Genomic DNA, 21,947 nt, shown 5'->3' on the forward strand with positions numbered 1-21,947 from the left:
AGCGTCGAGCTACCACCGAGCAGACCTTATCTACCCTTTTTAGCCCGATAGCGCTGTACGACCTTCCGAGGGCCCATCATGCACATCTGAGCAAATTGAACACTTACTCCGAAGTGCTCCGCGACAGCCTCATTGGGTTGATCACGAAAGGCCATCTTGAATGCTGCATCCTCGGGGACAAGTAGTTCCTGAGCGAGATAGGTTGCCTGTTTTTCTAGGGTCGCGTTGAACATCGCGCACCCATCGTCGCCTAGTACAATCTCTTGAAACTCATGCTCAAGCAGGTGATGACCGAGCTCATGAGCCATGTTGGAGCGCTGCCTCACGAGCTCGTGGCCCGTGTTGACGAGCATGAACCTGGCACTACCGACTGGCATAAGGGCCGCCGACCAGACCTTTGGTCGGATGACTTCGAAGTGCTTCACAGCATCGGGTGAACAGCCGCTGGCTATGAGTTCACCGATCGGGTAAACACTGATCCCGTGTTCTTTGGCGAGCATATAGGGATCAAAGCGCTGCATCGGGGTTAACCCGAGGGCCGCTCGTTCCTCGGCAGCCACTTCCTTCATCGCCGGTTTGGTCCAACGAGCCATGCGGCTAAGCGTCTCGCCTTCCCCGCTCATCCGCAAACCGGCGCATGGCGGAACCAATGAGTTCTTCTAGGTACTTCTTATCTTCGCTGTTCAAGTCTTTGCGAGCCCTCAGAAGGGGCACGAACTCCACCATTAGGTCAGGCTGCTCACGATCATCTGCTTCACCAGATTGGATCATGAAGCGCTCGGCAGGGACCCTGAGCCAGCTCACCATCTTCAAGAAGGCGTCGACATCGGGCTTCTGGTGGTTACCCATACGGGAGAACGTAGACGGGCTAACTCCGACCTCCCTCGCCATCTGGCGCCACGAGATGTCCCGGCTGACGCGCGCGGCATCCAAGGCCGCATACAGAGCAGCCAGATTGATCTTGGTCTCGGCCATACCCCCCCCCTCCGCCTTACCTATTTCTATCACTGTTTTACTTTTCGAACGCTTCATCGTGCAGCACTGGCCAGCTTCGGCCCTCACTCCGACCTTGATCCCCTGGCTCCGACTGTTCTTCCCAGCCGTCACACGCGTGTGCTAGCGTCCAAGTGTTCGAGATGCAAAACACTGATCCGAGCACGTCACACTCGTGTCCGAAAGGAAGATCCAGATGACCGAGATGGTCGAGACCGCAGCCGCCCAGCGGCCGAACCCGGTGCGCATCACCGTCAACCACCAGCCCGTGGTCCTGCCCGACCGCGCGACGACCGGCATGGGCATCAAGCTCGAAGCGATCCGGCAGGGCGTTCTGATCGAGCCGAACTTCGTGCTGTCGGTCCGGCAGGGCAACCACTTCGTTCCGGTCGGGGACGACGAGGCGATCAACGTGCACCGCGACGAGGACTTCCTCGCCGTCGCCCCGGACGACAACTCCTGACCTTGATTAACCCCAAGGTCATCGAGGCCATTGACGCCGTCCGGGCGCACTTCACCGGCAAGCCGGTCGAGGTCGTCCCGGACGGCGCCGGGGGCGCCCACGTCATCATCAAGGAGATCGAGGTCGGTCCCGTCTACACGCCCAACAGCACGTGGCTGGGCTTCCAGATCAACTCCGCCCATCCGCACTCCGACGTATACCCGCACTACGTCGGGCGCCTGACACGTACCGACGGCGCGCCCCTCGGCGAAGCGATCAGCGAGTGCGAATACCAGGCCCATCCGGCCCTCCAGCTGTCTCGCAGGTCGAACAGGCGGGACCCGGCAATCGACACTCCGGCCAATAAGGCAGAAAGGATCCTCAGATGGCTTCTCGACCGATGAACCCGCCCGCAAGCGGGTGGAGCCTCACCATGACCCACGATCAGTGGGAAACCCTGTCCGGACACCTCTTCGGAGACAGCGACGCGCACGGCGCGGTCCTCCTCGCCGGGACCGCGCCCGGGCCCCGCGGTCTGCGGCTCCTCGGCCGGGAACTGCTCCTGGCCCAGGACGGCAAGGACTACGTGACCAGCATCCACGGGCGTCACGCACTCGACGCGGCGTTCGTACGGGACGCGGCCGAGCGCGCCCACCAAAAGGGACTGGCGTACCTCTCCGTCCACAACCACGGCGGACGCTCCCGAGTCGCCTTCTCTCAAGTCGACCTCGCCTCCCACCAGCGGGGCTACCCAGCCCTCGCCCAGCTCACCGGCCAGACCGTCGGGGGGCTCGTCTTCACGCCTTATGCCGCCGCCGGAGACCTGTGGTTCCCCGATGGAAGCCGGAGCGACCTCGCGGAGGTCAACATCCTGTCCTCCAACCTCCTACGGCTGCGGCCCACCCCCGCCCGAGCGTCCTGCGGTCACGAAGACGGGCGCTACGACCGGCAGGCCCGGCTCTTCGGCGACGCCGGACAGGAGACCCTCGGCCAGCTCCGGGTCGCCGTCGTTGGCCTCGGCGGTGTCGGCAGTGTCCTGGTCGAACTCCTCGCCCGCAACGGCGTCGGTCGCCTCGTCCTCATCGACAACGACCTCGTCGACGTGACGAACTTGCCCCGTCTCATCTCGGCCGAGCTGTCCGACATCGGCAAGCCCAAAACCGAACTAGCGGTTCGCAACGCCCGGCGTGCCAACCCCGACATCAAGCTCACCACCATCAACGAGCGTGCCGAGCACCCGACAGCGAAGGACGAGCTCGCGCTCGTCGACTGGATCTTCCTCGCCGCCGACGGCCCGGCCGCCCGCTACACCGCCACCGAGGTCGGAAGCCGTTTCCTCGTCCCCGTCACCCAGATGGGTGTGAAGATCCCAGTCGATCCCGACAGCGGAGACGTCGGCCTGATCCACGTGGCTACCCGGCCGCTCCTGCCCGGCCGCGGGTGCTTGTGGTGCAGCGGTTTCATCGACCCGACCGACCTCGCCGTCGACCTGCACCCCGATCGCGAAAGGCAGACCGCCCGCTACGTCGCAGGAGTCCCGGCCGCCAGCGTGATCGGTTTCAACACCATCGCCGCAGCCGAGGCCCTCAACCACTTCACGCTCGCCGCCACTGGCCTACACGACGAGTCCAACGGACCGCCGGCCTGGATCCTCCACCGACCTCGCACCAACGAGCGCGACCATATCCTCCCCCGGCCGCGCCCCGACTGCGACTTCTGCAACCCACACGAGCTGCTCGGCCAAGGCCGCACCACCGCGCCTCAACTTGCGGCGCAGCGGGTCGTTAGATGAGTGGTGTCCATCGCCCCCGACGATGGACACCACCGATCCGATGAACCGCCGCACGGCAGATCGACAGCTCCTCCTCCGAAGGACGCTGCGGGCGAGACACACCGCTGACGCATTTTGCGGTACGCAGCCAGTCACCAGCCCGCCGAGCAAGACGTTCAGACCCACCGCCGAGTTCCTGGCCTTACTCTCCGCTGGAGCCAGAGGTGGCCGGATCGTGCCACCGGGTGCCGTACAGTTTCGGTGGCAAGCCGGTGGCAAACGATCAAAAGCCCTCTCGGAGTGATCTCCGAGAGGGCCTGTGACCTGCGGTTCCTGGGTGGAGATGAGGGGATTTGAACCCCTGACCCCCTCGATGCGAACGAGGTGCGCTACCGGACTGCGCTACATCCCCAAGGACTCCGCAAGGTTAGCAAACTTCTCGGGGTGCTCGCGCCGGGGTTTCCGTCCGGTGGGGGTCAGTCGCCGACGGCGCGGCGGTCGTCGGCGTACTGGTCGAAGACCTCGCGGGTGCGCAGGACGAAGTCGAGGACTTCGGCCTCGCGGGCGCGTTCGGCCTCCTCTTGGGCGGCGGCGCGGGCTTGGGCGCGGGCTTCGGCGCGGGCGGCGAGGGCGGCGCGGCGGCGGGCGGTGTCGATGCCGGCCGCGACGCGGAGCAGGGCGAGGTGGGCGGTGAAGAGGACGATCGACGGCGCGATGGCCCACCAGGGGATCAGTCGGGTGAGTACCGCGGCCAGGGAGCCGCACAGCAGCAGGAGCAGGCCGAAGGTGCGCCGGCGGCGGCGGGCGATGACGGTGGCCCGGCTGACCCGGCGGCGGGGCCGGTCGGTGGGGTCCTCGTACGGTTCGGCGTGGAAGGTCGTGGTCTGCTCGACCGTCTCGGGGAGGGTCGTCTGCTCGGCCGTCCCGGGGAGGGTGGCGTCCGGGTCGGGGGTGCGGCGGGCGCGCAGCCGGGAGAAGCCGGTGACCTCGGTGTCGCGGCGGAGCCACATGGGGACGAGGACGACGGCCCAGACCGCGACAATCGCGAGATAGAGGAGTGTGCTGCTCACTCAGCCCCCCTCCGGCAAGGCACGCGAAGGTCGCCCGCTGACCTTAAGCGTGCGCATGCTCACGTCCCGCACGGTAGGACCCGCTGTCAGCGGTTGACGAGCATACGGGGCGGTGTGTCGCAAGATCGCGCGTAACGCAACCCACTGTTTACTCAATCTTTCGAGATAACTGATCCGTTACGCGGTTGACTGGCCGAACGCCCGTTTTCCGTGTGTGCGCCAGCGGGCGCGCAGTCCGCCGGGCACATCCTCGGTGGTGAGGGCGTAACAGATATGGTCTCGCCAGGCCCCGTCGATGTGCAGATACCGGCGGCGAATTCCCTCTTCCCGGAAGCCGAGTTTTTCGACGACTCGGCGGCTGGCGGAGTTCTCCGGCCGGATATTCGCCTCCAGCCGGTGCAGCCCGACGGTGAAGAGGCAGTGGTCGACGGCGAGCGCCACGGCGGTGGGGATGACCCCCTGCCCGGCGGCGGCCCGGTCGATCCAGTAGCCGATCTGCGCCGACCGGGCGGAGCCCCACACGATGGCGCCCACGGTGAGCTGGCCGACGAATTCGCCCTGGTAGGTGACGACCCAGGGCAGGGAGAGCCCCTGCCGGGCCTCGCGGCGCATGGTGTGCACCATGCTGACGTACGGCCCGATCCCGCTGCGGAACAGCGGGGTCTCGGGGTTGGTCGGCTCCCACGGGCGCAGCCAGTCGGCATTTCGCACGCGCAGCTCGCGCCAGGTGGCCGCGTCCCGGTGCCGCAGGGGGCGCAGTGCGACCGGGCCCTCGGTCAGTGTGACCGGCCATCCCTGCATGCGTTCCACAACACCAATGATTCCCTGCTCGACAGCACGAACGCCATCAATTGTCAGGCACAACTCAGGAAACGCGTGGGTGGTCTCCGCCGCGAATCTGGTCGATCGCGTGAATAAGTACCGGGCCAAGTACCGCCATACCGTCGCGCACCCCTCCGGTGGAGCCCGGGAGATTGACGATGAGCGTCCGTCCGGCGATTCCGGCGACCCCGCGGGAGAGGATCGCGGTGGGCACCTTGTCGCGCCCCGCCAGCCGGACGGCTTCGGCGATTCCGGGCACTTCACGCTCGATCACCCGCCGGGTCATCTCGGGGGTGAGGTCGAGCGGGGTGAGGCCGGTACCGCCGGTGGTGACCACCACGTCGTAGCCGTCCGCCACCGCCGCGGTGAGCGCCTCGGCGACCGGTTCGCCGTCGGGGACGACCCGGGGGCCGGACACCTCGCAGCCCGCGTCCGCCAGCAGCGCCGCCAGGACGGGGCCGGACCGGTCCTCGTACACCCCGGCCGCGGCCCGGTTGGACACGGTGACCGCCAGCGCCCGGATCACGGCCGCCGCCAGACACCGGTCTTGCCGCCGGTCTTCTCCTCGACCCGGATCTCGGTGACGACCGCGGCCGGGTCGATCGCCTTGACCATGTCGACGAGGGCCAGCCCGGCGACCGAGACGGCGGTGAGCGCCTCCATCTCCACCCCGGTGCGGTCGGCGGTGCGGACCCGGGCCTGCACCGCCACCCCGGCGTCCTCGACGGCCAGGGTCACCTCGACGCCGTGCAGCGCGATCGGGTGGCACAGCGGCACCAGGTCGGGGGTGCGCTTGGCGCCCTGGATGCCGGCGATGCGGGCCACCGCCAGGGCGTCGCCCTTGGGGACGTCGCCGGACCGCAGCGCCGCCACGCACCCGGCCGACAGCCGGACGAAGCCGGTGGCGGTGGCGGTCCGCACGGTGACGTCCTTGGCGGAGACGTCGACCATGCGGGCCGCGCCGGAGGGGTCCAGGTGGGTGAACTCGGAGTTCATGGCAGTGCGAGCACCTCCACGGGGTCGCCGGCGGCGAGCGAGGTCACGTTCTCGGGCACCACGATCAGCCCGGAGGCGCGGGCCAGCGACCCGAGCTGGTGCGAGCCCTGCCCCTCGGTCGGTGTGACGGTGCCGTCCCGGAGCACGGCGCGCAGGTAGTGCCGCAGGCCAGGCGGCGAGCTGACCGGTTCGGTGAGGGTCGCGGTGACGGTGGGCAGCGGTTCGGGCGGCAGGCCCTGCATGGCGCGCAGCGCGGGCCGGACGAACACCTGGAAGGAAACGTAGGCGCTGACCGGGTTGCCGGGCAGGGTGAAGATGGGCACCCCGCGCAGCAGGCCGAACCCCTGGGGTTTGCCGGGCCGCATCGCCACCTTGTCGAAGCGGACCGTGCCGACCCCGGTCAGCACCTCCTTGACCACGTCCCGGGCGCCCATCGACACCCCGCCCGAGGTGATCAGGGCGTCGGCCCGGCCGAGCTGGTCCAGCAGGGTGTCCAGCAGGCGGCGGGGGTCGTCGTCGACGGTGGGCTGCCGGTAGCCGACCGCCCCGGCCTCGGTGACGGCGGCGGTGAGCATGAAGCTGTTGGAGTCCCAGATCTGGCCGGGGGCGAGCTCGCCGCCGGGTTCCCGCAGTTCGCTGCCGGTGGACAGCACCACCACCCGGGGCCGGGGCCGGGCGCGGACCCGGTCGCGGCCGACCGCGGCGAGCATGCCGATGCGGGCGGCGGTGAGCCGGGCCCCGGCCGGCAGCACCTCCTGCCCGGCGTGGACGTCCTCGCCGGCCCGCCGGATGTGGTTGCCGGGCGGCGCGCTGCGGCGGATCTCCACCGTCACCGTGCCGCCGTCGGTCCACTCCACCGGGACGACGGCGTCGGCGCCGGCGGGCAGCGGTGCCCCCGTCATGATGCGGGTGCACAGGCCGGGCCGGATGGCCGAGACGCCCTCGTCGCCGGCGGAGATGTCACCGACGACCGGCAGCTTGACCGGCACGTCCGCCAGGTCGGACGCGCACACCGCGTACCCGTCCATGGCCGAGTTGTCGAAGGGCGGCAGCGGGACGGGCGCGGTCACCGGCTCGGTCAGGACCGCCCCCGCCGCCTCCGACACGGCGAGGTCCAGTGACGGCTGTACGGGCACCGCCGCCAGGATCTCCGCCAGGTGCTGTTCCACCGAACGCATGGGTCCCCCGTTCACGCGTCGTACTTGCCCACGAACTCCCGCAGCCAGGGCACGAACTCGTCGGCCAGGTCGGGCCGCTCGGCGGCGAACTGGACGACGGTGCGCAGGTACTCCAGCTTGTTGCCGGTGTCGTAGCGGCGTCCGCGGAACAGTACTCCGTGCACCGGGCCGCCGTCCTCGGGCGGGGTGGCGGCCAGGGTCCGCAGCGCGTCGGTGAGCTGGATCTCGCCGCCGCGGCCGGGCGGGGTCTTCTCCAGGACGTCGAAGACCGCCGGGTCGCAGACGTACCGGCCGATGATGATCCAGTTGCTGGGCGCCTCGCCGGCGGCGGGCTTCTCGACCAGGTCGGTGATGCGGACGACGTCGTCCTCGGCGGTGGCCTCGATCGCGGCGCAGCCGTAGGAGGACACCTGGTCGGGCTCGACCTCCATCAGCGCGATGACGCTGCCGCCGTGCCGCTGCCGGACGTCGATCATCCGGGTGAGCAGCGCGTCACGCTCGTCGATCATGTCGTCGCCGAGCAGGACCGCGAACGGCTCGTCGCCGACGTGCTGGCGGGCGCAGTGCACGGCGTGGCCGAGTCCCTTGGGGTCGCCCTGCCGGACGTAGTGCATGATCGCAAGGTCGCTGGACTCGCGGACGGCGGCCAGGCGGCCGTCGTCGCCCTTGGCGCGCAGCGCCTCCTCCAGCTCGTAGGCGCGATCGAAGTGGTCCTCGATGGACCGCTTGCTCCGTCCAGTGATCATCAGTACGTCGGTGAGGCCGGCGGAGACCGCCTCCTCCACCACGTACTGAATCGCCGGCTTGTCGACGATGGGCAGCATTTCCTTGGGGGTCGCCTTGGTGGCGGGCAAGAATCGGGTTCCGAGCCCGGCGGCCGGAACGACCGCCTTGGAAACCGGTGTGAAGTCGGCCATGAAGAGACCCTAACCACCTGGGAGGAACCGAGCGTGCAGGACATCGGCTTTAAACAGAAGCTTCGCACCCGCGTCATCAGGGATCGGGCGGGTCTCCACGAAAAGGACCGTGCCAGCGCGGGAAGGGCGATCCGCGAGACGTTGCTCACCTTGCCGGAACTGGAAATGGCGTCCTCCATAGCGGCATACGTCTCGATCGATACCGAACCGGACACCCGGGCGTTGATCTTCGGGTTGTGGAAGCGGGGGGCGTACGTGCTGCTGCCGCGCCTGCTGCCCGACAACGATCTCGACTGGGCCACCTACGAGGGGCCGGACTCCCTGGCCCCGGGGCGGCACGGGCTGCCGGAGCCGACCTCGCCCGGCCGGGGGCCGGGTGCGGTCAAGGCGGCGGACGTGGTCATCGTCCCGGCGCTGGCGATCGACCGTACGGGGATGCGGCTGGGGCGGGGCGGGGGTTCCTACGACCGGGTGCTGGACCGGGTGGGGCCCGGGATCCTGACGGTGGGGCTGGTGTACGACGGCGAGCTGGTCGAGGAGGTGCCGGCCGAGCCGCACGACCGGCGGGTGCGGGCCGCGATCACCCCGTCGGAAGGATTGATACGGTTCGACTGATTGATCACACCTTGTGCGGATATATCGGCAGTTCAGGCGCGCTACGTGCCCAGATGATGGGAGGACGCCATGGAGAACGACCGTCCCTGGCGCGTGCTGTCGATGCTGCCGCTGCCCGAGGAACTGGTCCGCAGGATCTTCGCGTCCCTCGGTGGCACCGCCGAGCTGACGTTCCCGGCCACCCGCGACCAGGCCGCCCTGCACGCCGCGCTGGCCGACGCCGACGTGGTGATCGGGGACTACACCGGGGAGCTGCCCCTGGACGCGGCGGCGGTGGCCGCGGCGCCCAGGCTGGCGTTCGTGCAGATGCCGCAGGTGGGGGTGGACAGCTGCGACCTGCCCGCGCTGACCGCGGCGCGCGTCCCGGTGGCCAACACCGCGGGGGCCAACGCCCGGTCCGTGGCCGAGTGGGCGGTGGCGGCCGCGTTCGCCCTCTGCCGCGACCTCGCCCCGGCCGACCGGCGGATGCGGGCCGGGGAGTGGCCGCAGGCGGAGATGCTGGCCCGCAACCCGCGCGAGATCCACACCCAGCGGGTCGGGGTGCTCGGCCTGGGCGCGATCGGCGCCGAGGCGGCCCGGCTGTTCGCCGCGCTGGGCTGCGACGTGGCCTACTGGTCGCGGACGCCCAAGCCCGAGGCGTCCGCCCGCTACCTCGAACTCGACGCGCTGCTGGCCCGCTCGGACATCCTGGTGCCGGCGCTGCCGCTCACCGCCGAGACGCGCGGCCTGCTGGACTCCGGCCGGCTGGCGCTGCTGCCGCAGGGGGCGCTGCTGGTGAACGTGGCGCGGGGCGGCATCGCCCCGGACGACGACGTGCTGGCCGCGCTGGACTCGGGCCGGCTCGCCGGGGCGGCGCTCGACGTGTTCGAGAACGAGCCACCCGCCCCGGATCACCCGATTCGGCGCCATGAGAACATACTGCTGTCACCGCACGTCGCAGGAGCCACCGGGCAGGCGCAGCTCAACATCATGGCCCAGGTGCGCGACAACGTCACCGCCGCCGTGACCGGCCGGCCGGTGGTCAACGTGGTGAACGGCCTGGGACCGATGATCACTCGCGTGGCGGCCTGACCTTGCGGCACAGGCACCCGCCGAACGTCGCGTACGGAGGGTGCTGACACGTGCGGCTCGATGTGTGGCTACTGCTGGGCTCCGCCCTGGTACTGTCCGCGATCGTCGCCGTACGGCTGTCCTACTGGGCCGGCCTGCCCAGCCTGCTGGCGTATCTGGGGATCGGCCTGCTGATCGGCGAGGCCGGGTTCGGCATCCAGTTCGACGACGTGCTGGCCGCCGAGATCCTGGGGCTGGCCGCGCTGGTGCTCATCCTCGCCGAGGGCGGAATCACCACGCCCTGGCGGACGGTACGCCCGGCGGTACCGGTGGCCATCGCGCTGGCGACCGTGGGCACGGTGATCAGCATCCTGGTCATCGCCGCCTCGGCGCACTGGCTGCTGGGCATCGACTGGCGGCCGGCCCTGCTGCTCGGCGCGATCCTGTCGCCCACCGACGCCGCCGCGGTGTTCTCGCTGCTGCGCCGGCTGCCGCTGCCCGGCCGGCTGAGCGGCGCGCTGGAGGCCGAGTCGGGCATCAACGACGCCCCGGTGATCATCGTCGTCATCCTGCTCAGCACCGAGACGCACCTGCCCGGGCCGGCGATGCTCCTCGGGCTGATGGTCTTCGAACTCCTCGCCGGGGCCGCGGTGGGGCTGCTGATCGGCTGGCTGGGCGCGTACGCGCTGCGCCGGATGGCGCTGCCCGCGTCCGGCCTCTACCCGATCGCGGTGATGGCGCTGGCGGTGGGCGCGTACGGGGCGGCGGCGCTGATGCACGCCAGCGGGTTCCTGGCCACCTACGTCGCCGGGGTGGTGCTGGGCAACGCCCGGCTGCCGCACCGCCCGGCCACCCGGGGGTTCGCCGAGGGGGTGGCCTGGCTCGCCCAGATCGGGTTGTTCATCATGCTGGGGCTGCTGGCCTCGCCGTCCGAGCTGCCCGGTCAGGTGCTGCCCGCGCTGATCGTGGGTTCGGTGCTGGTGCTGGTGGCCCGGCCGCTGTCGGTGGTGCTCTCGACTCCGGGTTTCGGGCTCTCCTGGGGCGAGAAGGTCTTCATCTCCTGGGCCGGGCTGCGCGGTGCGGTGCCCATCGTGCTGGCGACGATCCCGATGGTCGAGGACGTGCCCGGGTCCGACCGGCTGTTCGCGCTGGTCTTCGTGATCGTGGTGATCTTCACCCTGTTGCAGGGGCCCACGCTGCCGTTCGTCGCCCGCCGGTGCGGGGTCGCCACCGGCGAGGAGGCGCGGGAGCTGGACGTGGAGGCCGCCCCGCTGGGCGAGCTGCACGCCGATCTGCTGGAGATCACCATCCCGTCCGACTCGCGGCTGAACGGGGTGGAGATCTTCGAGTTGCGGCTGCCCGCCAAGGCGTCGATCACGCTGGTGGTGCGGAACGGCCACAGCTTCGTGCCGGGGCCCACGACGGCCCTGCGGGCGGGCGACAAACTGCTGGTCGTCGCCGCCGCGGAGGCCCGCCACCCGGCCGAGCGCAGGCTGCGGGCGGTCAGCCGGCAGGGCAAGCTGGCCGGGTGGTTCGGTGAAACCGGCGAGTGACCAGTACCCTTAGCAGTCGAATATGGTGAGTGCCAGCCCCCCGCCCGCCCGGCGCGGTGTGGCACAGCGCTAACGAGGAGGTCCCCGTGCCGACTTATCAGTACGCCTGCACCGCGTGCGACGAGCGGCTCGAGATCGTGCAGAAGTTCAGCGACGATCCGCTGACCGAGTGCGCCGCGTGCGGCGGACGGCTGCGCAAGGTTTTCTCGGCCGCCGGCATCATCTTCAAGGGCAGCGGTTTCTACCGCACCGACAGCCGCGGTTCGAGCAAGTCGTCCACGACGAGTTCCCCTTCCCCCGCCTCCGGCAACGGTTCTTCGACCGACTCCTCGTCCACGACGAAGTCTGAGTCGTCGGGTTCCTCCTCGAGTGACTCCTCCGCCGGTAGCACCTCGTCCTCCTCCTCCGAAAAGGTGGCGTAGGGCCGTTCCGCAGCCGAACCCCGCCGCCCCGGCCTGATCGGGGCGGCTTTTCGGCGTGCCCGCAATCCGGGCACCCCTCCGGGACCGGCACCCGGGGAGGGGAACGGGCTACCGCGCAGGAAGTAGCCACCGGGTCTTTCCTCACCCCGCCGGGGTAGCCGCAGAGACCTCTGTGGCAGGACGCGCCTCCGATGCGCTTCGGGCGACCATCGTCTCGGACGGACCGAGGGGTTCCTCTCGGGGACGAATTCAGGGCCGCCTCGGGGGCAGGCCCTGATACCGCGGGACGTCGGGTGAGGGGAAGCTGGCTTCGAACGCACGAAACTCGCGATAGTACTTGACATTCCTCCGGGTCCCGCGTCATCGTCCAGAACACGACATATCTTGAAATACGACAGGAGAGGAACCATGAGCGGACCGGCCCAGGCTCCCCCCGGGGCGAAACCGCCCCGCCTCGCCGGACTGACCTCCGGCAGACGGACGAAATGGGCCGTACTGGCCCTGTGGATCGTGCTGCTGGCGGCCCTGGGCCCGCTGGCCGGCAAACTCGGCGAGGTCGAGGAGAACGACGCCGCCGCCTGGCTGCCCGCCGGCGCCGAGTCCACCCAGGTCGTCGAGTTGCAGAAGCAATTCCGCGCCGAAGAGCTCGCGCCCATGATCGTCGTCTACGAGCGCGGCACCGGCGTCACCGCCGCCGACCAGGCCAAGGCCCGGGCCGACCTGGGCCCGCTCTCCCAGCTCCCCGGCGCCGAGGCACCGCAGGGGCCGTTCCCGTCCAAGGACGGCAAGGCGCTCCAGACGGTCGTCCCGCTGCACGACGAGGACATGATCAAGGCCGTCGACGACGCCCGCGCCCTCGCCAAGCGAGGCCCGCCCGGGCTGGACGCGCACGTCACCGGCCCCGCCGGCGGCGGCGCCGACATGATCAAGGTGTTCGAGACGATCGACGGCTTCCTGCTGATGGCCGCCGGATCCGTCGTCATCGTCCTCCTGCTGCTCATCTACCGCAGCCCGGTGCTCTGGCTGATCCCCGTGATCTGCGCGGTCGTCGCGCTGGCCATGGCGCAGTCGATGGTCTACCTGCTGGCCAAACACGCGGACCTGACCGTGAACGGGCAGAGCGCCGGAATCCTGACCGTGCTCGTCTTCGGGGTCGCCACCGACTACGCCCTGCTGCTGGTGGCCCGCTACCGGGAGGAACTGCACCGGCACGAGGACCGGCACGAAGCCATGGCGTTCGCCCTGCACCGGGCCGGGCCGGCGATCCTCGCCTCCGCGGGCACCGTCGCCCTCGGCCTGCTCTGCCTGCTGGCCGCCGACCTCAACTCGACCCGGGGCCTGGGCCCGGTGGCCGCCGCCGGCGTCGTCACCGCCCTGCTCGCCATGACCACCCTGCTGCCCGCGCTGCTGGTGATCATCGGCCGGTGGGCGTTCTGGCCGCTGGTCCCCCGCTACGACGCCAAGTACCTGGAGCCCGGCTCCCACGACGCCGAACACGGCGTCTGGGCCCGGATCTCGCGCCTGGTCAGCGCCCGGCCGCGGCTGCTGTGGATCGCCACCTCGGTCGTCCTGGTCGCGATGTGCTTCGGCCTCACCTCGCTGAAGGCCGACGGGCTGTCGGACGCCGGCCAGTTCGTCGACAAGCCCGACTCGATCGCAGGGGGCGAGATCCTGGCCAAGCACTTCCCGGCCGGCTCCGGATCGCCCGCCGTAGTGATCGGCAAGGCCGGTTCGGCAGAGCCGCTGAAGGCCGCGATCACCGGCACGTCCGGCATCGCCGAGGTGGGTCCCCCCGCCACCGCCGGCGGGCTGGTGATGTACGAGGCCACCCTGACCGACCGGGCCGACAGCAAAGCCGCCCAGCGCACCATCGAACGGCTCCGGACCACCGTGGACGCCGCGCCCGGGGCGGACGCCAAGGTGGGCGGCACCACCGCCACCACCATGGACATCAACCAGGCCGCTGTCCGCGACAACAAGGTGATCATCCCGATCGTGCTGGGCGTGGTGCTGCTGATCCTGATCGCGCTGCTGCGGGCGCTGGTCGCCCCGCTGCTGATGATCGCCACCGTGGTGCTGTCCTTCGCCGCCTCGCTCGGCGCCAGCGGGCTGATCTTCCAGCACGTGTTCGGGTTCGAGGGGACGGACGCCGGGTTCCCGCTGCTGGCGTTCATCTTCCTGGTGGCGCTCGGCGTGGACTACAACATCTTCCTCATGCACCGGGTGCGCGAGGAGTCGCAGAGCCTGGGCACCCGGCGCGGCGTGCTGCGCGGGCTGACCGTCACCGGCGGTGTGATCACCTCGGCCGGGCTGGTGCTGGCGGCGACGTTCGCCGCGCTGGTCACGCTGCCGCTGGTGACCATGGTCGAGATGGGCTTCGTGGTGGCCTTCGGGGTGCTCCTCGACACCATCATCGTCCGCTCGCTGCTGCTGCCGGCGCTCTCGTTCGACGTGGGGCCGCGGATCTGGGCGCCGGGCCGGCTCGCCCGCCGGCACGGCGCGGACTCCGCGGACGAGTCCAAGGTGCTCCAGCCCGTGGGCTGACGCACCTTCCCCCGACCGGGGCCCGGCATCCCCTCGCCGGGCCCCGGTCCCTGTTCGCGGCAGGTTTTCCACAGTCCCGCCCGGGGGTCCCGAGGACGGCCGCACGGTGAATAGGGTCGGCGCCATGTCCACACCTGCACAGCCCGCCGCCGAGATCGGGGTCATCGGCGGCTCCGGCTTCTACTCGTTCCTGCACGACACCGAGGAGGTCGACGTCCAGACGCCGTACGGCCCGCCGTCCGCGCCCCCGACGGTCGGCGAGCTCGACGGCCGCCGGGTGGCGTTCATCCCCCGGCACGGGCCCGACCACCGCTACCCGCCGCACCGCATCCCCTACCGCGCCAACCTCTGGGCGCTGCGCTCCCTGGGCGTGCGGCAGGTGGTGGCGCCGAGCGCGGTGGGCTCCCTGACCACCGCGTACCCCGCGGGCACGCTCGTGGTGCCCGACCAACTCGTCGACCGCACCTCCGGCCGGGCGCAGACCTTCTTCGACGAGAACGGCGCCGTGCACGTGTCGTTCGCCGACCCCTACTGCCCCGCCGGCCGGCGAGCCGCACTGACCACGACCACCCGGGCCGGCTGGCAGCCGATCGACGGCGGAACGCTGGTCGTCATCGAGGGGCCGCGCTTCTCCACCCGCGCCGAGTCGCAGTGGTACGCGGCCCAGGGGTGGACGATCGTCGGCATGACCGGGCACCCCGAAGCCGTCCTCGCCCGCGAGCTGGCCCTGTGCTACACGCCCCTCTGCCTGGTCACCGACCTCGACGCGGGCATCGAAGAGGGCGAGGGCGTCACCATGGAGGAGGTCTTCCGGGTGTTCGGCGAGAACGTCGACCGGCTGCGCGCCGCCGTCTCCGAACTGATCACCGCCCTCCCCGCCGACCGCACCTGCTCCTGCCCGAACTCCCTCGACGGCATGTCCCTCCCCTTCGACCTGCCCTGACCGCCGCGCCCTGCACAACGCTGTCCGGACGGGCAGCCAACCGCCGTACGGCCGCCCGGACCGGCACCCAGCCACCATGTAGCCGCTCGGCCGAGGCCGGTTCCGGCGGCCCTGCCCTCCCAGGTGAGCCGGCCGGGCTCCGATCCGCGGTCGTCTCCGCAACGGCCTGGTCCTTCCCGCCGCGGAAGCGGCCGGCCGAACGGAGAAACGGCGACCGGGGTGCCGGACATCGCCCGGCACCCCGGCTCACCGGCCGCCAACGACCAGATCCGACCCCATGTGAAAGGCAGGACGAACATGACCCGGAAGGCACGCATCCGGCTGTGGGCCTCGCGGCACCGGCGGGCGATCGCCGCCCTGTTCGCGGCGGCGGCCGTCGGATTCGGGCTCGCCGCGCTGCGCCCGGCGACCGCTTCCGGGGTCCCGGTGCTGGCCGCGGCCCGTGACCTGCCGGGCGGCGCCCCACTACGACCTCAAGACCTACGGACCGTGGCGTTACCCCCGGCTGCCGTGCCCGACGGAGCACTGCGCGCCGGGGCGATCGGCCGGACACTCGCCGCCCCCGTGCGCAGAGGCGAGCCGATCACCGACGCCCGGCTGCTGGGTCCCGGCCTGCTGCAGGGGTCCGCCCCGCACCTGGTCGCCACCCCGATCCGCATCGCCGACGCCGGGACCGCCCGCCTGCTCCGCCCCGGCGACCTGATCGACGTCCTGACCACGGCCCCACCCGATCCCTCCCCCGACCCGGCAGACGCCCTCCCACCCGACACCGCTCCTTCCGAGCCACCCGGCATCGCTCCTTCCAGACCGGCCACTGCTCCTCTCAAACCACCCGGCATGGTTCCTACCGAGCCACCCGGAACCGCCCCTTCCAGACCGGCCGCCACTTCGCCCAAGCCGCTCGACGTGGTTCCTGCCGGTCCGCCCGGCGCCGCTCAGGCCGGCAGCACCCCGAACGACGACCGCACGGCCGCCGGCTACCTGATCGATGTGCACGCAGCCAATGACCACGCGACCAATGTTCATCCGGTCAGTACGCACTCGCCCGATGCACGCTCACCGCACACCGCCATCGCCCACCCGCCCTGCGCCGGGCGTTCCGGTATCCCCATCGGCATCAGAACAGCCGGAGACGGTGCACCCGCCGGGCGGTGGCGGTGCGCTCACCGAGGTGGCTCGGGAAGCGGCCACGCACCGGTCTTCGCCGGTGCGCGCGGCACACAGAAGGCCGGCCGGAGCCGGATACCGCAGGCCCTCACGGATTCACCGGGCAGATCCCGCGACCCCGGGACCGGCCGGGTGCGGGTGGTGGCGGCGGGGGTCCGGGTCGTCGCGGTGCCCCGGGAACCGGCCGGGTCCCTGGAGCAGGGTGCGCTGGTGGTGCTCGCCACCGACCGCGGGCAGGCCACGGCGCTGGCGGGAGCCACCGGACGGCTTTCGGTGGTTCTCACCTCCCCGCCAGCGTGAGCCGGTAGTGTCCGAGCGCCGGCGGCCGCGTGGATCGGTGGCCGGGAGAGATGTACGGTCCACGGAAGTGGGTAAAGGAAGCGCCATGAAACGTCCCCCGCTCCCCAGCAGCGCGGCCGTGGGAGGCCTCCGCAAGTCCGGTGCCGAGACCCTGGGTGGCTTCCGCACCTTCCTGATCCGTGGCAATCTCGTCGATCTGGCCGTGGCGTTCGTGGTCGGCGCGGCGTTCGCGAGCCTGGTGAAAGACTTCGCGACCTCGTTCATCGCCCCGCTGCTCGCATTGTTCGGCGGCAAGCAGGACTTCACCCGGCTGGCGTTCACGATCAACGACACCCGCTTCCCCTACGGGGTGTTCCTGACGTCCGCGGTGGCGTTCTTCATCACCGCCGTGATCGTGTACTTCCTCGTCGTGCTCCCGACCAGCAAGCTGCTGGAGCGGCTGGACCGGGGGCAGCAGGAGACCGAACGCGAATGCCCGCAGTGCCTCAGCGAGATCCCGCTGGAGGCCCGGCGGTGCCGCTTCTGCACCTCCGAGGTCGTCCCGGTCAGCGAGGCCCCAGCTCCTGACCCGGCCTCCTGACCGCCGCGAGGCCCGGGGGCAGCCGTACTCGGAGGGGTCAGCCGTACTCGCTGCCCGTGCCATCGGCCATGGTCATCTCCCGGGTCAGCCGTACTCGGAGCCGAACTCCCAGTGCCAGGGTTCGAAGGGGCTGCTGTACGCCCAGCGGGGGTGGAACCACCCGTACCGGCGGGAGTTGGCCTCCAGCCAGTTGAACTGGGCCGACCCCTGGATCTGCACCCCGCCGCACAGGTCCAGGGCGGTGCCCAGGCCGTGGTTGCTGCGGCCGGGCACCGCGGCGAACCCGGGGCGCCGGTAGTAGACGCTCTGCTGCTCGCCCAGGCTGCGGTAGGCGTCGGTCACGCACATGTCGCGGCCGAAGCGCTGCTTGTAGGCGGAGTTCAGCTTGTAGAAGCCCAGCGCGGCGTCGGCCCGCAGGGTGTGCCCGCGCTGCGGCAGGTCGCACAGGTACTTGTCCGGGATGAGCCCGTTGGGGAACCGGCGCGCGTCGGCGACCAGATCACGGTCGCAGGCAAGCGCGAGCCTGCGGTCACGGCTGATGCGCATCCGGTCGAGCAGTTCCGTGAGGTCCTTGGTGAGCTGCGCGGACCGCTGCTTCAGCGCGTTGATCTGCTGGAGCAGCCGGGTCTGCTCGACCGCGTTGCGCGACTGCAACTCCTGCACGGTGGTGGCCAGTCGCTGCCGCCGGTCCTGCAGCACCGTGGCCTGCTTGATCAGGGCCTCCTGCGCGTTGGCCAGATGGGTGACGTCGGCGGCGGCGCGCAGCGTGCTCTCCGTCGAACCGGGCCCGAAGATCGCCATGGAGCCGAGCGCGCCCGGTTGCTGGTAGGTGGCGTTGGCCAGCCGGGCCAGCGGTTCGCGGATCCGGTTCCACTCGGCCTCGGCCTTGGCGAGTTCCCGGAGCGCCTCCCGCAACTTCACCTGCGACCGGGCGAGTTCCGTCCGGCGGCTCTCCCACTGCTTGGTCGCCTTCTCAAGGTCGGTGCGCGCTTTGGTCGCCTGCCTGCGCAGCGTTTCGATCGGGTCGGCGGCTTGCTGCGCGGCCTGTCCGAGTGAGACGTAACCCGGTGGCGCACTGGTCAACACGAGCAACGCCATCACCGAGAAGACCGCGACCAGCGAAGCTGATCGAGGAGTCGGCACTTACGTGTCCTCCGATGGCGGGAGAGATACGGCCGACCGAACGCTACTACAAGGAGAGGGTTTGTGACGCGCTGTTGGGTCACTCGCCCCAGGGCCGGTACCCGTTGCGCTCGCACCAACTGGGCAGGAAAGGCAGCGGGCACGCCCGCCGGGTCTCCGCCGGGCGGGGCCGGGGCGGCGCGGTGGTGCGCTTCGGCCGGGCGCTGGGCTTGGGGGTCCGGGTGGGCTTGGGCGGAACGAACTCGTCGTTGGTGGGCCCCTCCAGCGGTTTGACCTTGGGCGCCTGGGCGACCGGCACGGTCGTCCCCGGGTCGCTCGGCAGCCCCCGCCCCGCGTCGGCAGAATCAGGCCCCAGGAGCACCACGGTCACGAACGCCACGATCAACGGAAACGCCAGCCCCGCCGCGATCAACGCAAGCCGCTTGCGTCCCGCGCCGGCACGCGCCGACTTCCCCGCGCCCGGTTCGAAAATCGACTGCGGCGCGGGTCCTCCCCGATGGCGACCGCTCACGTCCTGGAGCGTAGCGGCGCTATCCCCCACGCTCCAGTCTCAAACCCCACAGTGGCGACAAAATCATTGTCACCCGGATGTACATCACGCACCGCACCAGTACGGAACGATGCCCACAAACCTCCCCGAACCACAGGTGAGCAGTGACCTGCTCGGGTACACCGGTGTTCCAGCGTGACACAAAAGTGCCCTCTTCCGCCGACCGGCAGAGCCGCGAATCATGGACGACGTCCTGACTACACAACCTCGGGGAGAACCGAACTTATGGGCGCCGCGCTCGACGAAGAGACACGCAAACTGCTCGACGGCAGAAACTTCGCCACCGTCGCGACCGTCAACCCCGACGGCGGGCCACAATCTTCGGTGGTGTGGATCCTGCGCGAGGACGACACAGTGCTGTTCTCCGTCACCGCCACCAAGCAGAAGGCGCTCAACCTCGCCCGGGACCCACGAATCAGCCTCACCGTCTACGCGACCGAGAACCCCTACCGCTCGGTGGAGATCCGCGGCACCGCCGAACTGACCGAGGACCCGGACAAGACCCTGCCGCCCAGGCTCTCCCACAAATACCTCGGCGAAGACCCGCCTCCCGAGTCCACCGACGTCTTCCGCCTGATCGTCCGCGTGACCCCGCAGAAGGTCAACGCGTTCTCCATCTGACGGCGCCGGCCAGGCAGAGCACCCGACGCCCCGGCAAGGCGCGGGCGCCTTCAGGCGGTCAGCAATGGCAGTCGATGGCCACGACCATTCGGTGGCGGTGTTCCGCCAGCAACGAACCGACTTCGTCCGACCACGCCTGATCCGGCTTGCCGGCACAATCGGACCACTGACCGTCCGGCGTGACGATCGCATAAGGAATGACTCCGGGAACGAGTTCCGACACCGGCCGCAAATTGTCCTCGGGACGCACCACGTCCAGCCCGTACCTGCGTCGGTACTGGTCAGGCGTGAGGTCGTAGTGCTGCTCCTTGCCCCAGATGACGCCGTCGTACCTGCCGCCGACCACGAATCCATCACACCGAACGTTCGGGCGCCTCTCACCTGTTTCTTCGTCAAAGAAATCAGGAGCCCAGAAATTCTCCATCACCTGCTCGGCCCGCGCGATCGGATCCTGGACACTCCGGTCCACGAGAACAAGGGCGAGGAAATGCGCCATTCAATCAAAGTAGCAGGTGGTTCCAGGAAGGCGGGCGATTCGCCGTCCGAAGCAGATCTACGTCTCGGCCGTCCACCGGCGGCTCGCGGGTTGGCGGTGCTGCCCGAGGGCCATCCCGTACAGGACTGGCACCTCGCAAGCTCCCGCCGGGCGCTTCCCCCGCTGCGTTCCACCGACCGGCCCCGCACCCAGGGCGGTGCGGGGCCGTGAGCGGTCAGGGTCAGTCGTCGGGGTACTGGTCGTAGGCGAACAGTTCGGTGTCGCAGGAGAGGGTGCTACCGACGATGGTGTTGTCGGCACGGACGATGCGGAGTTTCTCGTGACCGACCCACATGGCACCGGCATGGTTGCTGGGGACGGTGAAAGTACGGCTCTTGGTGTGGGACGAGCTTTCCTTGGCAGAGTAGGAACCGGTCGCACCGAATGCGGCGGTGAACTTGAAGGTCGTGGAAGCGCTCACCGGCCCCGTACCGAGCGAGTTGGTGGTGGAGATCTCGAAACCGACGTTCACGCTCCACCCATGGGTCTGCCCCTTCTCCCACCCGACGGTGACCACGTCGGAGAGGGGCTGGTCACGGCCGGTGTCGTTGTTGAGATACTGCAGGCGCCGCCAAGCCGCGGTGCGCTGCACCTGGTAGAAGGGCGAATTGGCGAACTTCCAGGCATCGGTTCGCGCGGTGTCCTTCACAGCCGTGTAGGGCATCCATACCGAGGCCACGATGATCTCGTCCGTGGTGGGCGGCGGAGGATTGCGGTCGGTCAGCGCGGGCGGCTTGCCGAGGACGGCCTCATCGATGGGCATCGCCAGGCGCAGCACCCGGGTCTCCCGTTGCGGGTCCGGCCGCCGGCTGTGGTTGGGGACGGCGGTGAAAGTCCCGGCGGCGATAAGGCCGAGAGTGTCGTCGGTGGCGGCGTAGTCGGACGGGGTGACGTTGAGCCAGGTCGAAAGGTCCTCCGTGGCTCCGGTACCCCTGTCGGAGTAGGACGCCGACAGGTCGGCGAGATAGGTGAGATCCTCGCGAACGCACATGATCGCCGATGTGGGCGGTTCATCGTAGGTATTGGGCGACGCGACGCAGCCGAGCGGAACGTAGCCGGCCGGGGCGATGGGACGCCAGATACAGCCGTAGTACTTCCCGCCTGATTTGGCGTCCTTCCAGATCCGCTCGTACCCGGTCGGGGCGGCCAGCTGCGGTTTGGCCTTACCCGACTTGACCGCCTTCTCACCGGCCGCCGACGGCTTCACGCACAACGCGGTGGTGTACTCCTTGAGCCGGCCGGCGGATCCCCCGTCGAGCTGCTGGATGTTGTCGGTGCCCCACCCCTTGCGCACGATCGAGCCGAGCGCGAAGAACCCCTCCGGTGGCTGCGGGTGCCAGAAGCCGCCGTAGTCGCTGCCACCGGTGCTCCGGTCGTTCCAGCAGAAGGTGAACTGGTCGGTGAAGGCGAGCGTGAGCTCACCGAAATCCTTGGAGATCACCGAGGCCCGGGAGGCCACGGAGTCCTTGGAGATGGTCGTCAAGGTCGACCCCTTCCATTGAAGTAACAACCAGTATCTATCCGACTACAGAAAGGAAAAACCGGGCAGGTGGGTGCCACCGTCCGCGACAGCGTGCTGCTCGGTGACCGGCGAAGGACCACACCCGCGTCGCCGGGAGTCGGTCCCACGCGGCGGGCGAGCCGAAGCACCGCGGTGACGTCCAGGTCCCGGCGATCGCCCGGGGCTCGGCCGAGAACACACGTTCCCGTCCCTGCCGGACGATCCGGCAGGCGC

24 protein-coding genes and 1 tRNA gene are annotated in these 21,947 nt (G+C 70.0%); 12 read left to right on the forward strand and 13 right to left on the reverse strand.

The features are described 5' to 3' along the window. Positions 1-26: 26 nt before the first annotated feature. Both DPM19_RS09765 and DPM19_RS09770 read right to left on the reverse strand, forming a co-directional pair. On the reverse strand, positions 27-593 hold the full coding sequence (locus DPM19_RS09765; RefSeq protein WP_111865238.1) for an ImmA/IrrE family metallo-endopeptidase: 567 nt from the start codon (positions 591-593) through the stop codon (positions 27-29). Positions 594-597: 4 nt separating this feature from the next. Beyond that, positions 598-975, reverse strand: coding sequence for a helix-turn-helix transcriptional regulator (locus tag DPM19_RS09770; protein ID WP_111865241.1), 378 nt, complete (start codon positions 973-975; stop codon positions 598-600). 214 nt (positions 976-1,189) lie between these two features. Between DPM19_RS09770 and DPM19_RS09775 the strand changes: the two genes are divergently transcribed. The 3 genes from DPM19_RS09775 to DPM19_RS09785 are packed head-to-tail and all read left to right on the forward strand — an operon-like array spanning position 1,190 to position 3,227. Beyond that, positions 1,190-1,456 carry a hypothetical protein gene (locus DPM19_RS09775; protein ID WP_111865244.1) on the forward strand — a complete coding sequence of 89 codons (267 nt, stop codon included), beginning with the start codon at positions 1,190-1,192 and terminating at the stop codon, positions 1,454-1,456. Positions 1,457-1,458: 2 nt separating this feature from the next. Next, positions 1,459-1,839: a hypothetical protein gene (locus tag DPM19_RS09780; RefSeq protein ID WP_199484970.1), complete on the forward strand. Its 381-nt coding sequence runs from the start codon at positions 1,459-1,461 to the stop codon at positions 1,837-1,839. Positions 1,840-1,868: 29 nt separating this feature from the next. Continuing rightward, positions 1,869-3,227: a ThiF family adenylyltransferase gene (locus DPM19_RS09785; protein WP_199484971.1), complete on the forward strand. Its 1,359-nt coding sequence runs from the start codon at positions 1,869-1,871 to the stop codon at positions 3,225-3,227. 317 nt (positions 3,228-3,544) lie between these two features. Here DPM19_RS09785 and DPM19_RS09790 read toward each other — a convergent pair. The 7 genes from DPM19_RS09790 to galU all read right to left on the reverse strand — a co-directional run bounded on the left by DPM19_RS09790 (position 3,545) and on the right by galU (position 8,189). Continuing rightward, positions 3,545-3,618, reverse strand: a tRNA-Ala gene (locus DPM19_RS09790). A gap of 64 nt (positions 3,619-3,682) precedes the next feature. Continuing rightward, positions 3,683-4,276 (reverse strand): divisome protein SepX/GlpR, encoded by a 594-nt coding sequence (gene sepX / locus DPM19_RS09795; RefSeq protein WP_111865250.1) that lies wholly within the window; start codon positions 4,274-4,276, stop codon positions 3,683-3,685. 177 nt (positions 4,277-4,453) lie between these two features. Next, positions 4,454-5,077: a GNAT family N-acetyltransferase gene (locus tag DPM19_RS09800; protein WP_111866301.1), complete on the reverse strand. Its 624-nt coding sequence runs from the start codon at positions 5,075-5,077 to the stop codon at positions 4,454-4,456. Between the two features lie 64 nt (positions 5,078-5,141). Then, complete coding sequence (locus DPM19_RS09805) at positions 5,142-5,636, reverse strand: MogA/MoaB family molybdenum cofactor biosynthesis protein (protein ID WP_199485010.1); 495 nt, start codon at positions 5,634-5,636, stop codon at positions 5,142-5,144. Then, positions 5,621-6,094, reverse strand: coding sequence for a cyclic pyranopterin monophosphate synthase MoaC (moaC, locus tag DPM19_RS09810; protein WP_111865256.1), 474 nt, complete (start codon positions 6,092-6,094; stop codon positions 5,621-5,623). The genes DPM19_RS09805 and moaC overlap by 16 nt, the downstream gene beginning before the upstream one ends. Continuing rightward, the gene (glp, locus tag DPM19_RS09815; protein WP_111865259.1) at positions 6,091-7,272 is read right to left on the reverse strand and encodes a molybdotransferase-like divisome protein Glp; all 1,182 of its coding nucleotides are present in this window, start codon (positions 7,270-7,272) and stop codon (positions 6,091-6,093) included. Before glp ends, moaC begins: the two co-directional genes overlap by 4 nt. Before the next feature lie 11 nt (positions 7,273-7,283). Then, positions 7,284-8,189: a UTP--glucose-1-phosphate uridylyltransferase GalU gene (galU, locus tag DPM19_RS09820; protein WP_111865261.1), complete on the reverse strand. Its 906-nt coding sequence runs from the start codon at positions 8,187-8,189 to the stop codon at positions 7,284-7,286. 33 nt (positions 8,190-8,222) lie between these two features. On the opposite strand from galU, the gene DPM19_RS09825 reads away from it, so the two are divergent. The 8 genes from DPM19_RS09825 (at position 8,223) to mscL (ending at position 17,363) form a co-directional block, all read left to right on the forward strand. Further along, positions 8,223-8,804 carry a 5-formyltetrahydrofolate cyclo-ligase gene (locus DPM19_RS09825; protein WP_111865264.1) on the forward strand — a complete coding sequence of 194 codons (582 nt, stop codon included), beginning with the start codon at positions 8,223-8,225 and terminating at the stop codon, positions 8,802-8,804. 69 nt (positions 8,805-8,873) lie between these two features. Then, positions 8,874-9,875 carry an NAD(P)-dependent oxidoreductase gene (locus tag DPM19_RS09830; protein ID WP_111865267.1) on the forward strand — a complete coding sequence of 334 codons (1,002 nt, stop codon included), beginning with the start codon at positions 8,874-8,876 and terminating at the stop codon, positions 9,873-9,875. Between the two features lie 50 nt (positions 9,876-9,925). Beyond that, complete coding sequence (locus DPM19_RS09835) at positions 9,926-11,407, forward strand: potassium/proton antiporter (RefSeq protein WP_111865269.1); 1,482 nt, start codon at positions 9,926-9,928, stop codon at positions 11,405-11,407. 86 nt (positions 11,408-11,493) lie between these two features. Continuing rightward, positions 11,494-11,829, forward strand: a complete 336-nt coding sequence (locus tag DPM19_RS09840) for an FmdB family zinc ribbon protein (protein ID WP_111865272.1) — start codon at positions 11,494-11,496, stop codon at positions 11,827-11,829. Positions 11,830-12,237: 408 nt separating this feature from the next. After that, positions 12,238-14,373, forward strand: coding sequence for an MMPL family transporter (locus DPM19_RS09845; RefSeq protein WP_111865275.1), 2,136 nt, complete (start codon positions 12,238-12,240; stop codon positions 14,371-14,373). A 124-nt stretch (positions 14,374-14,497) separates the two neighbouring features. After that, entirely contained in the window at positions 14,498-15,316 is an 819-nt protein-coding gene (locus DPM19_RS09850; RefSeq protein ID WP_111865277.1) for an S-methyl-5'-thioadenosine phosphorylase, read from the forward strand. Between the two features lie 297 nt (positions 15,317-15,613). Next, positions 15,614-16,783: an SAF domain-containing protein gene (locus DPM19_RS36745; RefSeq protein WP_199484972.1), complete on the forward strand. Its 1,170-nt coding sequence runs from the start codon at positions 15,614-15,616 to the stop codon at positions 16,781-16,783. A 151-nt stretch (positions 16,784-16,934) separates the two neighbouring features. Continuing rightward, a complete protein-coding gene (gene mscL, locus DPM19_RS09860) occupies positions 16,935-17,363 on the forward strand; it encodes a large conductance mechanosensitive channel protein MscL (protein ID WP_111866304.1) in 429 nt (142 codons plus the stop codon). Between the two features lie 84 nt (positions 17,364-17,447). On the opposite strand, the gene DPM19_RS09865 is transcribed toward mscL, so the two are convergent. Both DPM19_RS09865 and DPM19_RS09870 read right to left on the reverse strand, forming a co-directional pair. Continuing rightward, on the reverse strand, positions 17,448-18,506 hold the full coding sequence (locus DPM19_RS09865) for a M15 family metallopeptidase (protein WP_111865280.1): 1,059 nt from the start codon (positions 18,504-18,506) through the stop codon (positions 17,448-17,450). A 79-nt stretch (positions 18,507-18,585) separates the two neighbouring features. Continuing rightward, complete coding sequence (locus tag DPM19_RS09870; RefSeq protein WP_146778800.1) at positions 18,586-18,876, reverse strand: hypothetical protein; 291 nt, start codon at positions 18,874-18,876, stop codon at positions 18,586-18,588. 405 nt (positions 18,877-19,281) lie between these two features. Here DPM19_RS09870 and DPM19_RS09875 point away from each other — a divergent pair, with 405 nt between their 5' ends. After that, positions 19,282-19,677, forward strand: a complete 396-nt coding sequence (locus tag DPM19_RS09875; protein ID WP_111865285.1) for a PPOX class F420-dependent oxidoreductase — start codon at positions 19,282-19,284, stop codon at positions 19,675-19,677. Between the two features lie 58 nt (positions 19,678-19,735). Here DPM19_RS09875 and DPM19_RS09880 read toward each other — a convergent pair whose 3' ends face one another. Together DPM19_RS09880 and DPM19_RS09885 are read right to left on the reverse strand one after the other, a co-directional pair. Then, positions 19,736-20,173, reverse strand: a complete 438-nt coding sequence (locus DPM19_RS09880) for a hypothetical protein (protein WP_111865288.1) — start codon at positions 20,171-20,173, stop codon at positions 19,736-19,738. A 220-nt stretch (positions 20,174-20,393) separates the two neighbouring features. After that, a complete protein-coding gene (locus tag DPM19_RS09885) occupies positions 20,394-21,695 on the reverse strand; it encodes a Vps62-related protein (RefSeq protein ID WP_158566747.1) in 1,302 nt (433 codons plus the stop codon). Positions 21,696-21,947 lie beyond the last annotated feature (252 nt).

It is taken from the genome of Actinomadura craniellae (genome assembly GCF_003289645.1).
In the GTDB taxonomy this organism is placed as follows: Bacteria; Actinomycetota; Actinomycetes; order Streptosporangiales; family Streptosporangiaceae; genus Actinomadura_D; species Actinomadura_D craniellae.